This is a genomic window from Haliscomenobacter sp. (assembly GCF_965225875.1).
Classification (GTDB): domain Bacteria; phylum Bacteroidota; class Bacteroidia; order Chitinophagales; family Saprospiraceae; genus Haliscomenobacter.
The window spans coordinates 2757684-2774779 of record NZ_CBDDBS010000003.1; the positions used below are offsets into that span (position 1 = coordinate 2757684).

Genomic DNA, 17096 nt, shown 5'->3' on the forward strand with positions numbered 1-17096 from the left:
TCGAAAAAAACAGTTAAATGTTTTTGGGAATCAAGCGGTTAAAACAACTCAAAGCACAATAAAAAAACAATAAAGCGGTTGAACATAAAAATTAAACGGTTGAAAATAAAACAGTTAAGCGGTTGAACACAAAAAAATCAAGCGGTTGAACACAATAACAAAGCAGGGCTTCATGGAAGCCAATGCAAAAAATAAATCTAATTTGGAAGGTGAATAAACAGTAATTTGGAATAGGTTGTGGAGATGTTGCGGAGATGAATGGAACGCAATTAGCTTGAGAGCCCTTTGTTAGATGGGCACACGTCCAAATGTTGGTCCGATCCTTGATAACGTAGATTAGCTTACAAAGTCTGCCGAATTGATTTCGACTTCACAAATGTACTAATTTTATAATATTATAAAAATATTTAATCACTTATTTTTTCATACATTAGCCTGGCTGCACGACGGGAAGCACCTGCATCACCCATAAGTAGCTGTAATTCAGCGTATCCAGTTTTTAAAATCTGCCTCGCCCCGGGCTGTAAAATTTTTTCAAGCTCATTATGAAGCGCTTTTGAATTAAAATCATTCTGTATAAGTTCCTTCACCAGTGGCTTGTCTACGATCAGATTTACTAGTGAAATGTACTTGACGCTGATCAAACGTTTGGCGATTTGGTAAGATAAGTTATTGCCCCGGTAGCACACCACTTCGGGCACTTGAAACAAGGCGGTTTCGAGCGTGGCTGTACCGGAAGTTACCAATGCAGCCTCGGCTTGAGAGAGTAAGTCGTAGGTTTGTTTTTGTACCAATTTGACATTCTGAGGGCGCTGTTTTTCGGCCAAAATCTGTTCATAAAAAGCCGCAGGCATTGAGGGAGCACCCGCAATAACGAACTGATATTGTGGGAAAAGTGGGGCCATTTCCAGCATAACGCTCAGCATTCGGATGATCTCCTGCTTGCGGCTCCCGGGCAACAGGGCAATGATGGGGCTTTCGGTAAGCCCATTTTTGCTGCGAAAATCAGGCGCAGCAGCATAGTTTTTTACCACGTCCAGCAGGGGATGCCCGACAAAATCGACCTCACAATTGTATTTGGCGTAAAAATCTTTTTCAAAGGGCAGGATCACGTACATGCGATCCACATTGGCTTTGATTTGATGAACCCGACTGGTGTGCCAGGCCCAGATTTGGGGCGAGATGTAATACAGGACTTTGATGCCCTGCTGTTTGGCCCATTTGGCGATGCGCAGGTTAAAGCCAGGGTAATCGATCAAAATCAGTGCATCTGGCTGGTAGGCCAAAATATCCTGCTCACAAAAACGCAGGTTGCGTACAATAGTCCGCAGGTTTTTCAGTACCTCCACAAAACCCATGAAGGCCAGATCGCGGTAGTGTTTGCGCAAATCCCCGCCTGCTTCCTGCATGAGGTCACCACCCCAAATGCGGAAGTCCGCAGCGGAGTCTTCGATTTTGAGGGCTTTCATCAGGTTGGAACCGTGTAGGTCGCCGGAGGCTTCGCCTGCGATGAGGTAGTATTTCATAGATTAAGTTGAGGAGTTGAGGTGTTGAGAAGTTGAGGAGTTGAGGTGTTGAGGCTACCGCAGCGATTTTGACAAAGACTGTCTAATACGCTGCGGTAGCCTCAACTCCTCAACCTCTCAACTCCTCAACTTTTTTCAACCTATTCCATCATTGTTTTCCCAAAATAAACCAGCCACACCACTCCCAAGCCGATCGTCGCAATGATGATCCCCCTCATGGCCTTAACGGCACGGCGGTTGTTGAAAAAATGGAAAGGCAACAAATTGCAACAGATGGCCAACAAGTAAAGCGTTCGAGGCGCGATTACCGACTCACCATCAACCGTATATTCTGGCAACCATTCATCCAGTTTTTCGGAAATCATGAGCAGGACAGCATAACCCACAAAGGGGATCAAAAGCCCAACCAGGCTGCCCACCCAAATTTGATTGCGATCAATGTTCATAACCTTTTTATTTAAACAAAGCCTCTAGCGGACCCAATTCCGCCAATGCCTCGTAATTGGTCAAATCGTGTTTGGAAGGAACTACCGAAATGTAGCCATTCTCCAAGGCCCAGATGTCGGTGTCTTCTGCTTCGTCCTCATTGACAAAGCGCCCGGTGAGCCAATAATATTTTTGGCCTCGAGGATCGGTTGCTTCCACAAACTCCTCGACCCAACGAGAGTCAGCCTGGCGACATGCCTTGACACCCTTGATTTCGTTGGCGGGTAGATCAGGCAAATTGACATTCCACAAATTCCCTTTGCTCATGCGGTGTTCCAGTACGTATTCCATCAGGCCTTTCACGTAGGGAGCAGTTGCAGAGAAATCGGCCCGGGGGGAATAATTCAGGAAGGAAAAACCAATAGAGGGAACTCCCTCCAAAGAGGCTTCCATCGCAGCAGACATGGTCCCGGAATAAAGGATGTTGATGGAGGCATTGGAGCCGTGGTTGATGCCGGATACACAAAGGTGCAATTCGCGATCTTTGAGCAGGACGTTTTTGGCGAGTTTGACACAATCAACCGGGGTACCTGAGCATTCATAGGCTTCTACACCTTCGAAGAGGTCTACTTTGTACAAGCGCAGGGGTTGTTCCAGGGTGATGGCGTGTCCCTGACCAGATTGGGGTGAATCGGGGGCAACTACAATGACATCCCCAATTTGTTTGGCAACATCAATCAAGGCTTTGATGCCCCGTGCGGCAATCCCATCGTCATTTGTGACCAGAATTAAGGGTTTTTTCATATCGGGTTGTGGATTCATCTTGGATACGCTTATTTTCGCAGGGTCAAAAATAAACCCATTTAAATATAGTGATGGGTTTTGACAAAAAAATAAACCAAATCGGGACCGACTTGTTCCCAATGCTGTCTATAAGAGCTTAATCATGCTCTCAAAACAAGTGTATTATGGTTTTTGGTAAAAAAGGCGTTTTGCTGGTCAATTTGGGGACGCCCAACTCCCCTACTCGCGGTGATGTGTATGTGTATTTGCGAGAGTTTTTGACCGACCCGCGGGTCATTGATATTCCCTGGTTGCCCCGGCAATTGTTGGTCAAAGGTATCATTGCACCTTTCCGCTCGGGATCTTCGGCCAAATTGTATCAGGAATTGTGGACGCCCGATGGTTCTCCCATCAAAATCTATGGTGAACGGGTGGCTGCAGGTGTACAGGAACACCTGGGCGATGAATACGTCGTTGAATTGGGCATGCGGTACCAAAACCCATCTATTGAGTCCGCTTTGAAAAAATTGTTGGCCAAGCAGGTCTCTGAAATTACCGTTTTAGCTCTGTTCCCACAGTACGCTTCGGCTACGACGGGCTCGGTACACGATGAAGTAATGCGCCTCTTGCGCAAGGAGCAAACCATACCTTCGGTGCGCTTCATCAACAGCTATTACGACCACGCGCCGATGATCGAAATTTTTGCCGACAATGCCCGGCAATTCGATCTCGATAGCTACGATCATATTCTTTTCAGTTATCACGGCCTGCCCCAGCGCCAGTTGCGCAAGGCAGATGCCTGCAACCATTGCCTAAAAAGTGCGGATTGCTGCGCAAGCATTTCCCTCAAAAACCAGTTTTGTTACTCTGCCCAGTGTTATGGCACCACAAAGGCCATTGCCGGCCTGTTGAATTTGCCCGCTGAACGGTACACGACCTGTTTTCAAAGCCGCTTGGGCCGAGATCCCTGGGCGCAACCCTACACCAGTGAGGTAATTGAAAAACTCGCCCACGGTGGAGCCAAACGATTGCTGGTCTTCAGTGCAGCTTTTGTAGCCGACTGTCTGGAAACCATCATTGAAATCGGAACAGAATATCAGGAGGAGTTTGAAAAAATGGGGGGTGAAAAAGTAGATTTGGTACCAAGCTTGAATGATGATCCACGCTGGATAAAGGTGGTAGCGGAAATGGTAAAATAAGTATATTGCAGCTCATACCAACACCTAATAACCACTACCAACATGAGCCTGCTGATCGCCTCCATTACCCCTGTGATGATTTTTATGTACCTGGTTTATCGCAAGGACAAACTCAAAGAGCCACGGGCATTATTGTTGAAGTGTTTTTTTGGTGGCTTTTTGGCTTTGGTTTTGACCCTGATCATCGTTGAGCCAATTGCTCCAATTGCGGAAAGCATCGGTAGCCCATTCTGGAAAGCTTTTTACGACGCCTTTTGCCTTGCTGCCATTCCTGAAGAATTTTCCAAATTACTCATTTTGTACTGGGTGATTTGGCGCAATAAAGATTTCGACCAGTATTACGACGGGATTCTGTACGCTATTTTTGTTTCTCTAGGCTTTGCCCTGGTGGAAAACATCATGTACGTTCTGGATGGGGGAATGGGTGTCGCCATAGCCCGAGCCATTCTTGCTGTACCTGGCCACGGTTTTTTTGCCGTATTGATGGGGTACTATTTCTCTTTGGCCAAATTTCACACGGGTGGGCAGAAAAATCGCTTGCTGTTGGCTAGTTTAGCCATGCCTATCCTTTTTCACGGCCTGTACGATTTTGCGTTGATGTACTCTGAAGCTGATGAGCTCGATGGACTGGTTCTCCTTGGTATTCTTATCTTTTTTACCCTGATTGTGATTCAATTGTGGCGGCTTGGGTTCAAAAAAATCAAAGCCCACTTACAGCGAGATCACGAAATAGCGAACGAAATAGTCTGAATTTGCCCGCGGTTTTTGGGGAGATTCGGTACCGTTTGATGGCTTTTTTGCACAAAGGCCATGGTTTATATGCCAAATTGGAAACATCTTTGACCGTTCTCCTACAAAACCCCTCCATTCGCTAGACCGAACTTCACATTTACAAAATACACTTAATTTTTTTTTGCATACCTTATGAATAGGTGTATTATTGCACTGCGAATAATGCCATATCATCCCATGAAAACGAAGACGACCTTTTTTTCTTTTTTGCTTTTTTTGTTTTTTTCGACCACAGCAACAAGTACAGCTCCCGATTACCCACACACTGAAAACGCTAATGAATGTGCTTGTGAAATCTACGTTCCAAATGTCTTCAGTCCAAATGGAGACACTAAGAACGATGTTTTCAAAGCCATTCCAGGAACTTCCTGTTCTCTTACTCAATTTACCCTCAAGGTTTTTGATCGATTTGGCGCGCTGGTTTTTGAAACTGCCTCTGCCGACGAAGGTTGGGACGGTTCTTACAAAGGCCAAGGAGCCCCCCAGGCAACGTATGTTTATGTAGTACAGTACGAGTTGGCGGATGACAGCAAAAAACTGCCCAAGATAGTTTCGGGCTCGCTTGCCCTGATCCGTTAACCAAGCTTACGCTAAACTAGTCGATTTTGTTTAATTGCAGATTGGATAGCATTGGCCAGGCGCTCGATGTGCTGATCCATGGTGTAATGTGCTTCTACTCTGGAGTTCCCCCTATTTCCCATTTCAGCGGCTAAAGTTGGATCTTTGGCCAATTTCAACATGGCTTCGGCCATTCCTTCCCAATCTCCTTCATCAACCAGAAAACCGGTTTCTTCTTCAAGTACCGTGTCTTTAATGCCCGCATGTCGGGTGGAGACAACCGGTAAGCCTGATTTCATGGCCTCGAGGATGGCGACGGGTGTGCCTTCCGAGTCACCATCAACGGCACGTACTGAGTGTTGTACAAATGCCCTTACCTGGTGGTGAGTAGCGGCAATTTGTTCGGGTTTGCAGGGACCGGCAAAGTTAATGTGCTCATATACGCCTAAGGTCTTTGCCAGGTTTTTGCTCTCTTCCCACAATTCACCATCGCCCAGCATCACCATTTTGGCTTCTGGAACGACTGCTACCACTTTAGCAAAAGCACGAATGGTCAAATGTGGCGCTTTTTTGGCCGTAAAACGCCCAACGGTGAGGAAGGTAGGTGGATTGGCACCAATATCCTGAAAACTGAAAAAGCTGGGATTGGGTCCGTAAGGATTCAGCAGCATTTTTTCGGGTGCGGCACCCAGGTTTTGCAATTGCTGGAACATATCGGTGGAGACGGGTAAAATGGTACTAGCAAAATCAAACATGCGCCGGTATTTGTCTCCAAAACGCTCTACGGTTCTATAATGATAGGCATCCCGACCGTGATAATGCACCAACATGGGCACTTTGGCCTGTTTGCAAGCCTCCATGATGTAGGTGCCAGTTGGGCCATATTCCGCAAGTACTGCCTCAATCTGATGTCTTTTGAAATAGTCCACCATTGCCCGGCGGCGCAAGGCATAGCCCCAGCCATTTTCACCCAGCAGAGTATCCAAGCCCGTTTCCAGGTAGTTGAACCATTTTTGATCGCTTGACAAAGCTTTGCCTGCACCATCGTAAATGGGGTGGTAACCCATTTTGGGCAAGCCATAAAAATGATGTACCTGAAAAGGGAGCCGCTCCAGGTGTGCGCGCAAAAAAGTTTCGGAATACGTGGGCTGGAGGGGCGTAACAATGGCAATATTGGGCTTCATGTAGTATGGAGATAAGGGTTCAAAAGTAAGACATTATGCTTAATTTGTGGCCTTTTAACCCAAGCCACTATGCAACAAATTGAAATTTGGCGTGCTTCAAAATTTATTCCGGGTCGTAAAGCCGGGCAATGGAAACCGAACCCTGATCACGTCTACCCTGGTTCCTGGTTCATCTTATCGGTGTACATTGATTTGTATGTGGCCATCATCGAAAAATACGCCAAGGGGAAACTGCTGGATTTGGGCGCGGGAATGGTGCCTTTTTATGGCATTTACAAGGATAAAGTTGAAGAAAATGTGTGCATCGACTGGGCCAACTCTCTGCACAGCAATCCCCATTTGGACATTGTAGCCGACCTGAATCAGCCTTTCCCCATTCCTGATGCGACCTTTGACAGTATCCTTTGTTCCGACGTTATGGAGCACATTGCCGATCCTTTTGCGTTCATGCGGGAAACCGCCCGGGTGCTCAAACCTGGTGGCGATCTGATGTTGATGGTGCCTTTTTTTTACTGGTTGCACGAAACCCCGCACGATTATTACCGCTATACGGAGTTCGCCTTGCGAAAAATGTGCACGGATAACCAACTGGAAGTGCTTGAGTTGAGGGCTTACGGTGGTTATTTGGAAGTGCTTTTTGATTTATTGAGCAAAGGTTTGGGCAAAAGCAAGGGGCTCTCCCGGATTTTTCAGCCAATCGCCAAATGGATTGTGGGTTGGAAAATCAGTCAAAAAATTCAGCGCAAGACCAGTGCGCGCTTTCCATTGGGGTATGTGGTGGTGGCGAGGAAAATAAAGTAACGAAAGATCAAACTACGTAAAATGAGCTAGCCCTGAAGGGGCGGTATATTTCCAAGAAAGGGCACCGCCCTTTCGACCAAACAGCTTACTTGTGCTCACTCTGCCAGCCCTGAAAGGGCGGCATAATCAAGCCCGGTGATGTCGCCCCTTCAGGGCTTCTTTTTCTAAGGTACCATTCGAACTAAGAATGGGCGCTGCCCATTCTTGAGAAGATATCGCCCCTTCAGGGCTAGTTCATCTCCATTAAGCTAGACAATGATTTCAACACTACTAATCCCTAAATTCACAGTAAAATATTTTTCACACCTTTCAACGCTTTTCCAAACGCAGATTTTTACCCAAGTTCCCCAGCAAGCCATCTTTAACCGCCCGAAGAATCATCCAAAACGCCTTCATCCGTTTAGAGACAATGGCCATCAATAGCAAATAAAGCAGGTAAATCAGTCCATTGAATAAGAACAATACTGGATTCGGACTGAGATTTTTCCACAAAAACCAGGTCAAATTCCGAGTGCTGTAATAGGCTTTAAAGCCCCCCTCTTCCAGCAAAGGCACCGACCATTTTTTATTCAAGGAATTGCTGTCGCTCCACCAGGAAGTCTCCAGGTCTTTCAGGCGACTGGCGGTAATCATCAAAATCTCCCCGCCTTGCTGGATGATGCGGTAGCTGTACTCCGTATCATCGGCGTACAAGTACAAGTCCTCGTTGGGGAAACCAATCCGGTCAATGGTGGCGCGTGGCAAAAAAAGTCCGCCGTAGGGCGCTTGTAAAATCTTGACCTGCGGCAAAAGCTCCCCGCCTTGTTTTTGCACTTTCGCGGGTTTGTTGAGCTTGGCCAAGGCATTGGTCACAGAAAAACCTAAAAAACTGTTGGGCTTATCGTGAAAATAACGGACCTCCTCACCATACGCGGCTTTTTTTAGGTTGGGCAAGTTCTGATAGCGAAAGGACAACAGTGCAACCAAGCCCCTTTCCGCTACTTTTTTCCATTCCTCGTATAAAATGGGCAAAGCCTTATCTTCCGGCAGATTGTCATCATCGATCAGGTAGACAAAATCGGCATTCAAGGCGTAGGCTTTTTTTAAACCGGCAGAAAAACCACCCGCTGATCCCAGGTTTTCGGTTTGGGGCAAAACCAAAATGCGATCGAGGAATTGTGGAAAAGTTGCTCGAATTTTTACCTCCACATCGTACGCTGAGGCATTGTCTACGATCAGCAATTGATCCACAATCCCTTGCTGAAACACGGCTGGAATGACCTGGAGCAGGTGTGGCCAACGATCACCATAAGTGACTGTTACAACAACGATACGGTGCTCAGAACTAAGCATGGTTACGGGGTTGAAGTTGTTTTTTCAGCCGTTCAAAGGGCTCAAAAAACAGGATTAAGGCCCAAATTTTGATGGCCAGACCAAGCTGTGGATAAGCAGAAAACAGCTTTAAACTTTCGCGCAACAAACGCCCGATTTTACCTTGCATCATTGGGGTGCGTGAATACGTTTGGAACAAATACCATTCGGCTTTGGGCAACATTTTGACATCGAAATCTTCGGTATAAAGCGGCAGTTGAGGCGCCCATTTGGGCATAAAATGATGGTCAAATTCCTGGGCAAAACGCTCGTTGTAATTGGCGCAGGAAATGTGTTCCAGTAAAATATCGTAGGCTACCAGAACCACATGTTGCTGGCTTACCCGCAGGGAGAAATCCATGTCGTAGCAATGAAAATGCCGCAGGTTTTGCTCATCGAATGGCGTAGCCGTAAAGATGGTTTTGCGGCAGGCAATGAAGACTCCATCCAGGGATACCACTGCGCCCGCTTTGGCGCCGGGGTCTATTTTTTCCAGGTGAACCGCTTTGCCTTCTACCGTATGTTGGAGGATATTGATTTTGCCAAAGCCGTGCTTCCCTCCAAAGGTGAACCACTTGCTGCTAAAAATTTTACTTCCAGCTACACCTACTGCTCCTACTTGAGGGTCTTGAAAGTGTTGCAGCAGGTTTTGCCCCCAATTGGGCGTATGGAACAAAATGTCTTCGTGGGCGAAGCAGATGATGTCGTATTGCGCTTTTGCTCCTCCCAGGTTATAAGCCTGGCAAATTCCGTAAGCATTTTGGGAATTATCGATGACAATCAATTCATAGTCAAGGCCAATGGTTTCCGCTAGGCTTTGTTTGAACTGCTCCAAAAAATGGGGCGAACGATGACATACGACAATAGAAATCATGCTCGCGGGCTTTAACGCATGGCAAAAATGTTGAGTTGCAGGTCAAAACCCTCCTGCGCCAGGCCAGTAAAGGGGCGCTTGGCATAGTTTTTAGCTTCCTGGATGTAATAGCGAAATCCAGCAGCCGTGAGAATTTCCAACAACTCGCCCAAAGCCTGGGGCTGATGGGCTACGCTGTGGTATTCAAAAAAGATGCGTTCAACCTGGCCCAAATCGTCGCGGATGTCGCGGAGTACTTGCACTTCGGCCCCTTCGATGTCGAGTTTGAGGAAATCAACGGGCTGGGTCAGGTAATTTTTGAGGCGAGCCGTTTTGACGTGAATCGGCGTGCCTTTGTTGCCTGCATCGACCATAACCGAGCCCGACATGGAGTTGCCAGAATAAAACACCAGTTCGGTTTCTTCATTCCATACAGCCCGGTTGTGCACTTCCACATTGCTGAGCTGATGGTCGGTCAGGTTTTGATTCAAGACCGCGAAAGTGGAAGGGTCGGCCTCAAAAGCCAGGATTTTGGCTCCAGGAAAGCGGTATTTGAAGTAATAAATGCTCAGTCCGATGTAGGCCCCACAATCAATGATGAAAGGGGTTTTATTGCTGGTTTCAAAAAAGTAACACTCCTCTTTAAACAACTCCTTGATGTTGCCCAAAAACCCCAGGCCATCAGTGTATTGGAAGCTCTTGTTCATGAAGCGCCCCGTTCCAGCAGTATAAGGAGTTTGGGTGCGGATGCGGTGCAACTCGCGGAATCCAATTCCAGGGTACATCTGGTAATTGGTGATCCAAAAAAGCAGGTTTCTGAACTTAATGGCCAGTTTTTTCAGTTGGCTTACAGATTGTGTCATTGCTGATGATTGATTTCCTGGTATGGGGTAATCCGGCGCAAAAGTAGCAAATAATTTTTTGCAGCATTTTGAACTTGTTTGCACTAATGCTTCAATTGCCAACTTTATTTTGAAAGCAAAACTTAATCTGCATCTTTGCATCAAAAAACTGAAATGGGGATTATTGGCAGGCAGGGGGCAAAATTGACCATTGCCAATTTTTTTGGTGTAGCGATCGGTTTTTTAAGCACCTTATTTATTTACCCCAAAGACTCGGAGCTTTATGGACTGATGGTGTTTTTGTACGCCACTGGTACCTTGTTCGAGCCCCTGGCCAGCCTGGGGATCCAGGCCATTATCCTGCGGTATTTTGCCCGCTTCAAAGACCTGGACAAAACGCGACATGGGCTTTTACTTTACTCCTTGTTGCACATCAGCGTTGGCATTGTGCTGTTTTCCATTTTGTTCTGGGTGTTTTCTGGTCCCATCTCCGTTTTGATCCAACGCTTGAATCCCGATGATGCTAAAAACATCGATCTCTTTTTCAATTTCATCCCGGCTTTGGTTGCACTTTTGGCCCTTCAAAACCTGTTCAACTACTACATTGCCAACCTGCATCGCATTGTTATACCGGGCATTATCCTGAGCATTTTGCCCAAGTTGTGGATGCCGATTACCTTTTTTCTGGCCTATTTCCAGATTTTGGATACTACGGGTATTGCTTATTCTTTAATGGGTATGGTATTGGTATCCGTGCTGGCCTTGGTTATTTATTTGCGCAGTTTGGGGCAACTTAATCTCCAAGCTCGTTGGGAGTTCTACCCTAGAGCTACCCTTCAAGAAATGATTACTTATGGCCTTTATGGGCTCTTGGGCATTGCAGGTACTCAGATGGCGTATCGCATCGACCAGAGTATGTTGGGCACCATCAAGAGCATGGAATCTGTGGGGGTATTCACCTATGCACTTACCATTGCCACCACGATAGATATGCCTGCCCGGTCGGTGTTGAACATTTCAGCCCCGCTGATCAGCGATTTTTTTGTCAAAGGACAAATGGATAAAATCGCAGAACACTTCAAAAAAATTGCCTTGAATTTGTTGTCCGTTGGGCTGGTTTTGTACCTGGGTTTGGTTTTGGTCGCTGATGATATTTTTAAGTTGACCAGTAAACCCGAGGTTTTGTTGACCGCCCGCGATATCGCCATGATCCTGGGTTTAGCCAAATTGATGGACATGATCACTGGGCCCAATGACATGATCATCGGCATCTCCAAGTATTACCGCTTCAACATGTTGCTGATCATCGCGCTGAGCGTAGGGAATATTTGGCTCAACTATTCATTTATCCGCCAATACAACGTATTTGGGCCGGCCTATGCTTCGTTGGTGTTTATTGTAGCTTTCAATTGTATCAAAGTGGTTTTTCTTTGGGTAAAATTTAAGATGTTGCCTTTTTCCCGACCTATGTTGTTTTTGGTGATTTCTGCGTTAATTTGTGTTGGCATGCATTACGTATTGCCTACTACTGGCTCCATTATTTTGGATGGGCTATTGGGAGGTGTCATTCTGCTCTTGGGGTATTTATTGCCCTTGGTTTATTGGAAATTGGCCCCGGACCTCATCGGCATGCTGAATGGAGGTTTGGGATCACTTGGCATTAAAAATCCTTTCAAATAAAATACAGTTACCCTTAATTCTCATGACGGACTTAGAACAGTACTTCCGCAATAATCAAAACCGACTGATCCACAAATGGCAACATTATTTCGACATCTACGAGCGCTATTTTGCGAAGTACCGTGGTCAAGAGGTAGTGATCCTGGAAATTGGGGTTTTCCACGGGGGCTCACTCCAGATGTGGAAGCATTATTTTGGGGACAAAGCCAAAATTTACGGCATCGATATTGATCCCAAATGCAAAGAGCTGGAAGAAGAAAACATTCAAATCTTCATCGGATCACAGGCTGATCGGGCATTTTTGCAGCAGGTCAAAGCTCAAATTCCAGACATAGACATCCTCATCGACGATGGTGGCCATACCATGCAACAGCAGATCGTATCTTTTGAGGAATTGTACGCCAAGGTCAAACCCAATGGGATTTACCTCTGCGAAGACACCATGACTTCTTATTGGTTGGAATACGGCGGGGGATTGCGGCGACGGGGTACTTTTATTGAATACTCCAAAAACTTTGTTGATTCCCTTCATGCCTGGCATTCGGGTCAGGCGGCCTTCAAAAAAGACCAGCTGACCGAATCCCTGGCTTCGGTGGCTTTTTATGATGGGATAGTTGTTCTGGAAAAGAAACCAAGGGAAAAACCACAGACCTTGCAGAGTGGGCAATCCAGTTTTGAGTCGGAGTCTCCTGCGCCAAAAAGTAGGTGGCAAAAATGGAAGTATCAGGCTTTGTTGTCGATAAATAAAGTGCTGCAGCGCTTGAAATTGCCGGGGTTTATCTGGCGGTAATTACTCCCCCACACTCACCTTCCGGTACCAATTCCCGGCCTTTGCCACGTACAACTCGTACTGCTCATCGTTCAACAACTGTTCGATTTCGGTGCGTTGGGCGAGTAGCAAGCCGCGGAATTTGTTGCGCTTTTCTTCCAGGTTGATGGCTTCGTTTTTGCGCATTTGCTGGATTTGTTGAGCGTAATCCAGGTGGATGGTTTTAAAATCGTTGAGCTTGTCTGCGGGTAGGTTCAGGTCTTTGGCCAATTGTTCCGACCAGCGGTTGGTACGGTATTCAAGAGTGGTCGTGTCAGCTTGTTGGGCAAAACCGGTTTGCAGGTAACCCAAGGCCATGCCGAGCATAAAACAAAGTGGAAGTAAGTTTCTCATGGTAATGTTGGTATTGGAGCAAAAATAAGCATTTATTTTTTTGTCGCCCCTTGTGGTTTCAAAACCAGTTTAATGCGGTTTTTATCGTCGAAGTAACGTTGCGCAGCGGCTTGTATTGCGCTGGCACTGAGGCCCTCGACCAGTTCCAGGTATTTCTCCGTTTTTAAGCCATCCAAAGCAATCCCTTCCTTGTACCGTTGGTGCAGTTGAGCCAGCCAAAAACTGTTCTCCTGTTCACTTTTCTGGCGGTTCTCGCGTTGGGTGGTTTTTATTTTTTGCAAAAGTAGCTCATCTGGCCCGTTTTTACAAAAATCGACAATTGCAGCAATGGCCTTTTGCATCAGCTCCTCATCCCGTTCAGGTTCGGTGTTAAAACCCAGAGTGATGCGGTAAACGGGCCGGGGATGGTATTCCACATTGCCATTGAAGCTAAGACTGTAAATGCCACTTTCTTGCTCGCGCAATACTTCGCGCAGCCGGATTTGTAGGGCACTGACCATACTGCTGAAACGATACCGCTCCAGGGCGGTGTTTTCAAAATCACCATGCCAGGTGTATTCCACCAGGGTTTTCGGTGCCAGACCACCGCTTGAAATGCTATCAATGTGACCGGGTTTGAGGTCCAGGTGTAAATCTTTCCAACTTTCCTTTCGCCCGGCCGCAGGCAGATTGCCGAGGTAACGTTGCGCCAGGTTCTTGAGCTGATCCAGGTCAAAATCACCGACAAAAACCAGCAACAAATCACTGAGGTCGCCAAAGCGCTCCTGGTGAATTTGTTTGAGGTTTTTACTGGTCAATTTGGGCAAATCCTCCAGTCGATTGAGCCCCCTACGGGGTGTCGCGCCGTATTTCACCCTTTGTTTGAGGTCGGCAAACTGATAATACGGCGTACTGAGCATATTCTTCAGCACATTTTCCTGCCGCTTGCGGAACGAAGTCACACTATTGGTATCAAAACGAGGATGTACGGCGTACAAATAAACCAGAGCCAGCAAATCTTCCAGCTCCGAACTCCGGCAAGACCCACTGAACCCCTCCTCCAACTCGCCCACATAAGGCGCCAGACTGACACTTTTACCCGTCAGTTTCTCTTGATAATGGACAAAGTCAAATTTACCGATGCCCCCTTGTTGCAATACATCCGCAAAGTAGGCCGCGTTGACGTAAAGGGAATCGGGCACCCAGGAATTGCCGCCTGGACTGGAGGAAATCATCAAAACCTGGTCTTTGCGAAAAGTGGTCGCTTTGGCAACAATCCGAATTCCATTCTTTAACTGAAACTCGGTGACCCCAAATTCCGGCTGCGTTTTTTCACTTTCAATGGCTTGTGGTAGTAAAGCTTCATCCACCCAGGGCTGATCCGCAATGGTCGAGTTTTGGGTGGTATCCAGCATTTGAGGTGCGCTGTTTTCGATGGAATCCAGGAGTCGCCAAACCAGGTCCAGGCTGGGTAGTTTGGTTCGATTTTTTTCTGGTCCGGTTAACACCAAAACCCGGGCATTTTTATTGTCAGGTGCAGATTGAATCACTTTCGCCATATCCTCCAGGCTGATTTTCCCCAGTACCTCCTGGCTAGTTTGGTAACGTTGGCGGGGGCTCAAATAGGGAATATCGTATATGAAGGCCTCGCTCAACTGGTTGGCCCAGGTAGACGATGCGGTAGTTTCTTCGGCGTTGGCTTGTTGGAGCAGGGAATTGAGGAATTCCTGTTTTTGCCGCGCCAATTCACCTGGCGCAAAGTTTTGTTGTTTCACTTTTTGCACTTCCTGCCACAACAGGGTGATTGCCGTAGTGAGTTTGGCTTCAGAAGTGAAGGTAGAGAGGGAAAACATCGGATTTTGCCCCCAATCATTCCCGAAACCCAATCCAGCAAAGGTAAAAGGTGGATCAACTTGTTGTTGCAAACGAATCAGGCGGCGGTTGAGCATGCTGTTGTAGAGGCTGCGGCCCAAAAACTCGCGCATTTCAGGGTAGGTACGCGGCGCAACAGGCCCAGGCTTTTTCGCTTTTTGGCGGATGTACAAAAATGCCTGACAAAAAGCGGCTTCAGGGTCTGTGCAGATTTTTGCCCGCCGCTGAGCATTGACGGCATTGGAATAAGTTCTTGGTTTGGGGCCTATCACATTTGGTATCCGCCCAAATCGGCGGATGATTTCTTGCTCCAGGGCAAGGATGTCGATGTCGCCAACCGCCACAATGGCCATCAAATCAGGTCTGTACCATTTTTGGTAGTACTGCTTCAAAGTAGCTACCGAGGCATGTTTGATGATGGCCGTATCGCCAATCGGCAGGCGTTGTAGCCGCCGGGAGCCGCGGTACAGCAAGGGTAAATACTGGTCTTCCAAACGTTGGTTTGGCCCTTGTCTGTTGCGCCATTCCGCCAGCACCACTCCCCGTTCTTTTTCTACCTCTTTGGGATCAAAACTGATGCCCGTGGCCCAATCTTCAAGCACCAACAAACCTTTGTGTAAGTGGGCACTGTCTTTCCGCACCTGCAACTGATAGACGGTCTCCCCAAAGCTAGTATAAGCATTGAGATCGGCCCCAAATCGAACCCCGGAAGATTCCAGGTAGTTGATCAATTCGTTTTTGGGAAAATGACGGGTGCCATTAAAAGCCATGTGCTCTACAAAATGAGCCAGGCCGAGTTGTTTGTTGTTTTCCTGAAGGGAGCCTGCTTTGATGGCGAGGCGTAGTTCGGCGTATCCTGCGGGCTTATGGTTGGCTTTGAGGTAATACCGCAGCCCATTGGGAAGCTGGCCAGTGCGGACGCTGGGGTCATTGGGGAGGGGATTGCTGGTAGATTGAGCAGCCAATTGGATACAACTCAATGCACAAATCGTCAAGAACAAAAAAGCTTTAAAGTGTGGGCAGGCTAAAAATTTCCTCATATAACGGCTCCAAAGGGTGAAATGATGATAGCCAAAAATAGCAAAGAATTTAAAAAGCATTTGAATGCTGTGATCATTCCACCGTTCTTGTCGCTACCTACACAATAAAAACTGATAGAACTTAGTGCCAGAACCACAATATTGGATGAACAATCAGGGAGAAACAGAGGGCATCACTCCCCCACATACAGCTTCTGATACTGCTTCGGGCTTTGGCCTTTCATGGCTTTGAATTGGCTGTTAAAATTAGAGACCGTATTGAACCCACTCTCGTAACTCACCTGAGCAATCGACATTTTGCCCGCCAGTAGAAGTTTGCAGGCATGGCCAATGCGGATTTCCCGTACAAAGTCAGAAAAAGTTTTATTGGTACGGGTTTTAAAGTAGCGGCAAAAGGCGGCTTCACTCATGTTGGCCAGGGCGGCCACTTCGGATAAGCTTATTTTTTCCTTGTAGTGTTTGAGCACATATTCATGGACTTGCCGCATGCGCTCCGTTTCAGAAATTTTATGGGTGTTTTCGTAATTGACGCTGGCAATGAACTGGTAGTCGGTGCAAGTGGATAGTTTTTGTAAAATCGATAAGAGTTTCAGGATGCCCTCAAAACCACTCAAACCATCCAATTCGATTAAGTCTGCTACAATGATCGCTTTCAGGTTATGGCTATGGGTCAAATCCAAGCCCCGTTCGCTGATGGTAAACAGGTTTTTAATGGCATACATTTCAGGTTTTTCAAAGAAGTCCTTGCCCAAAAAATCTTCGGTAAAATACACCACTATGCCTTGGGTTTGCAGGGTCGAATCCCGCTCAAAATAGGCGCGGTCGCTACGCCATAAGTGTGGCATATTTGGGCCCAAAAAAACAGTATCCCCGGCTTCAAAGTGCCGAATGTCGTCGCCGATAAAACGGGTGCCACTGCCCTCCACGACCGTGAACAACTGATAATGGGGGTGAAAATGCCAATTGGGGTCGAAATACGGCTCTTTCAGGTTCCGCACGATGTAGGACTGATTGAGGCTTTCGAGCGACTTTTTGAGCAGTGGTTTCAT

At 47.0% G+C, this 17096-nt stretch carries 16 protein-coding genes; 6 read left to right on the plus strand and 10 right to left on the minus strand.

Going from position 1 to position 17096, the window contains the following annotated elements:
* Positions 1–407 precede the first annotated feature (407 nt).
* From lpxB to surE, 3 genes are all read right to left on the minus strand, one after another.
* Positions 408–1526 (minus strand): lipid-A-disaccharide synthase, encoded by a 1119-nt coding sequence (gene lpxB / locus ACO08K_RS31010; protein WP_421800387.1) that lies wholly within the window; start codon positions 1524–1526, stop codon positions 408–410.
* 140 nt (positions 1527–1666) lie between these two features.
* Positions 1667–1972, minus strand: a complete 306-nt coding sequence (locus ACO08K_RS31015; RefSeq protein ID WP_421800388.1) for a hypothetical protein — start codon at positions 1970–1972, stop codon at positions 1667–1669.
* A gap of 7 nt (positions 1973–1979) precedes the next feature.
* On the minus strand, positions 1980–2756 hold the full coding sequence (surE, locus tag ACO08K_RS31020; protein WP_421800389.1) for a 5'/3'-nucleotidase SurE: 777 nt from the start codon (positions 2754–2756) through the stop codon (positions 1980–1982).
* A gap of 164 nt (positions 2757–2920) precedes the next feature.
* Here surE and hemH point away from each other — a divergent pair, with 164 nt between their 5' ends.
* From hemH to ACO08K_RS31035, 3 genes are all read left to right on the plus strand, one after another.
* Positions 2921–3934 carry a ferrochelatase gene (gene hemH / locus ACO08K_RS31025; RefSeq protein WP_421800390.1) on the plus strand — a complete coding sequence of 338 codons (1014 nt, stop codon included), beginning with the start codon at positions 2921–2923 and terminating at the stop codon, positions 3932–3934.
* A gap of 42 nt (positions 3935–3976) precedes the next feature.
* On the plus strand, positions 3977–4684 hold the full coding sequence (locus ACO08K_RS31030; RefSeq protein ID WP_421800391.1) for a PrsW family glutamic-type intramembrane protease: 708 nt from the start codon (positions 3977–3979) through the stop codon (positions 4682–4684).
* A gap of 219 nt (positions 4685–4903) precedes the next feature.
* Complete coding sequence (locus ACO08K_RS31035; RefSeq protein ID WP_421800392.1) at positions 4904–5305, plus strand: gliding motility-associated C-terminal domain-containing protein; 402 nt, start codon at positions 4904–4906, stop codon at positions 5303–5305.
* Between the two features lie 11 nt (positions 5306–5316).
* On the opposite strand, the gene ACO08K_RS31040 is transcribed toward ACO08K_RS31035, so the two are convergent.
* Positions 5317–6468: a glycosyltransferase family 4 protein gene (locus ACO08K_RS31040; protein WP_421800393.1), complete on the minus strand. Its 1152-nt coding sequence runs from the start codon at positions 6466–6468 to the stop codon at positions 5317–5319.
* Between the two features lie 69 nt (positions 6469–6537).
* On the opposite strand from ACO08K_RS31040, the gene ACO08K_RS31045 reads away from it, so the two are divergent.
* Positions 6538–7269 carry a class I SAM-dependent methyltransferase gene (locus tag ACO08K_RS31045; RefSeq protein WP_421800394.1) on the plus strand — a complete coding sequence of 244 codons (732 nt, stop codon included), beginning with the start codon at positions 6538–6540 and terminating at the stop codon, positions 7267–7269.
* Positions 7270–7578: 309 nt separating this feature from the next.
* On the opposite strand, the gene ACO08K_RS31050 is transcribed toward ACO08K_RS31045, so the two are convergent.
* Genes ACO08K_RS31050 through ACO08K_RS31060 form a run of 3 tightly spaced genes read right to left on the minus strand, consistent with a single transcriptional unit; the run spans position 7579 to position 10335 of the window.
* Entirely contained in the window at positions 7579–8601 is a 1023-nt protein-coding gene (locus ACO08K_RS31050) for a glycosyltransferase (protein ID WP_421800395.1), read from the minus strand.
* Complete coding sequence (locus tag ACO08K_RS31055; RefSeq protein ID WP_421800396.1) at positions 8594–9493, minus strand: glycosyltransferase; 900 nt, start codon at positions 9491–9493, stop codon at positions 8594–8596. The genes ACO08K_RS31050 and ACO08K_RS31055 overlap by 8 nt, the downstream gene beginning before the upstream one ends.
* Positions 9494–9504: 11 nt before the next feature.
* Entirely contained in the window at positions 9505–10335 is an 831-nt protein-coding gene (locus tag ACO08K_RS31060; RefSeq protein WP_421800397.1) for an FkbM family methyltransferase, read from the minus strand.
* Positions 10336–10470: 135 nt separating this feature from the next.
* Between ACO08K_RS31060 and ACO08K_RS31065 the strand changes: the two genes are divergently transcribed.
* Both ACO08K_RS31065 and ACO08K_RS31070 read left to right on the plus strand, forming a co-directional pair.
* Entirely contained in the window at positions 10471–11994 is a 1524-nt protein-coding gene (locus tag ACO08K_RS31065; RefSeq protein ID WP_421800398.1) for a lipopolysaccharide biosynthesis protein, read from the plus strand.
* 22 nt (positions 11995–12016) lie between these two features.
* A complete protein-coding gene (locus ACO08K_RS31070) occupies positions 12017–12784 on the plus strand; it encodes a CmcI family methyltransferase (RefSeq protein ID WP_421800399.1) in 768 nt (255 codons plus the stop codon).
* On the opposite strand, the gene ACO08K_RS31075 is transcribed toward ACO08K_RS31070, so the two are convergent.
* From ACO08K_RS31075 to ACO08K_RS31085, 3 genes are all read right to left on the minus strand, one after another.
* Positions 12785–13156 carry a hypothetical protein gene (locus ACO08K_RS31075; RefSeq protein ID WP_421800400.1) on the minus strand — a complete coding sequence of 124 codons (372 nt, stop codon included), beginning with the start codon at positions 13154–13156 and terminating at the stop codon, positions 12785–12787.
* Between the two features lie 32 nt (positions 13157–13188).
* Positions 13189–16002 (minus strand): M16 family metallopeptidase, encoded by a 2814-nt coding sequence (locus ACO08K_RS31080; RefSeq protein WP_421800401.1) that lies wholly within the window; start codon positions 16000–16002, stop codon positions 13189–13191.
* A gap of 218 nt (positions 16003–16220) precedes the next feature.
* Positions 16221–17096: an AraC family transcriptional regulator gene (locus tag ACO08K_RS31085; protein WP_421800402.1), complete on the minus strand. Its 876-nt coding sequence runs from the start codon at positions 17094–17096 to the stop codon at positions 16221–16223.

What these genes read in the sequence shown, in the direction of transcription:
- lpxB (WP_421800387.1), bottom strand. Translation starts at nt 1,526, where the DNA reads ATGAAATACTACCTCATCGCAGGCGAAGCCTCCGGCGACCTACACGGT.
- ACO08K_RS31015 (WP_421800388.1), bottom strand. Translation starts at nt 1,972, where the DNA reads ATGAACATTGATCGCAATCAAATTTGGGTGGGCAGCCTGGTTGGGCTT.
- surE (WP_421800389.1), bottom strand. Translation starts at nt 2,756, where the DNA reads ATGAAAAAACCCTTAATTCTGGTCACAAATGACGATGGGATTGCCGCA.
- hemH (WP_421800390.1), top strand. Translation starts at nt 2,921, where the DNA reads ATGGTTTTTGGTAAAAAAGGCGTTTTGCTGGTCAATTTGGGGACGCCC.
- ACO08K_RS31030 (WP_421800391.1), top strand. Translation starts at nt 3,977, where the DNA reads ATGAGCCTGCTGATCGCCTCCATTACCCCTGTGATGATTTTTATGTAC.
- ACO08K_RS31035 (WP_421800392.1), top strand. Translation starts at nt 4,904, where the DNA reads ATGAAAACGAAGACGACCTTTTTTTCTTTTTTGCTTTTTTTGTTTTTT.
- ACO08K_RS31040 (WP_421800393.1), bottom strand. Translation starts at nt 6,468, where the DNA reads ATGAAGCCCAATATTGCCATTGTTACGCCCCTCCAGCCCACGTATTCC.
- ACO08K_RS31045 (WP_421800394.1), top strand. Translation starts at nt 6,538, where the DNA reads ATGCAACAAATTGAAATTTGGCGTGCTTCAAAATTTATTCCGGGTCGT.
- ACO08K_RS31050 (WP_421800395.1), bottom strand. Translation starts at nt 8,601, where the DNA reads ATGCTTAGTTCTGAGCACCGTATCGTTGTTGTAACAGTCACTTATGGT.
- ACO08K_RS31055 (WP_421800396.1), bottom strand. Translation starts at nt 9,493, where the DNA reads ATGATTTCTATTGTCGTATGTCATCGTTCGCCCCATTTTTTGGAGCAG.
- ACO08K_RS31060 (WP_421800397.1), bottom strand. Translation starts at nt 10,335, where the DNA reads ATGACACAATCTGTAAGCCAACTGAAAAAACTGGCCATTAAGTTCAGA.
- ACO08K_RS31070 (WP_421800399.1), top strand. Translation starts at nt 12,017, where the DNA reads ATGACGGACTTAGAACAGTACTTCCGCAATAATCAAAACCGACTGATC.
- ACO08K_RS31075 (WP_421800400.1), bottom strand. Translation starts at nt 13,156, where the DNA reads ATGAGAAACTTACTTCCACTTTGTTTTATGCTCGGCATGGCCTTGGGT.
- ACO08K_RS31085 (WP_421800402.1), bottom strand. Translation starts at nt 17,096, where the DNA reads ATGAAACCACTGCTCAAAAAGTCGCTCGAAAGCCTCAATCAGTCCTAC.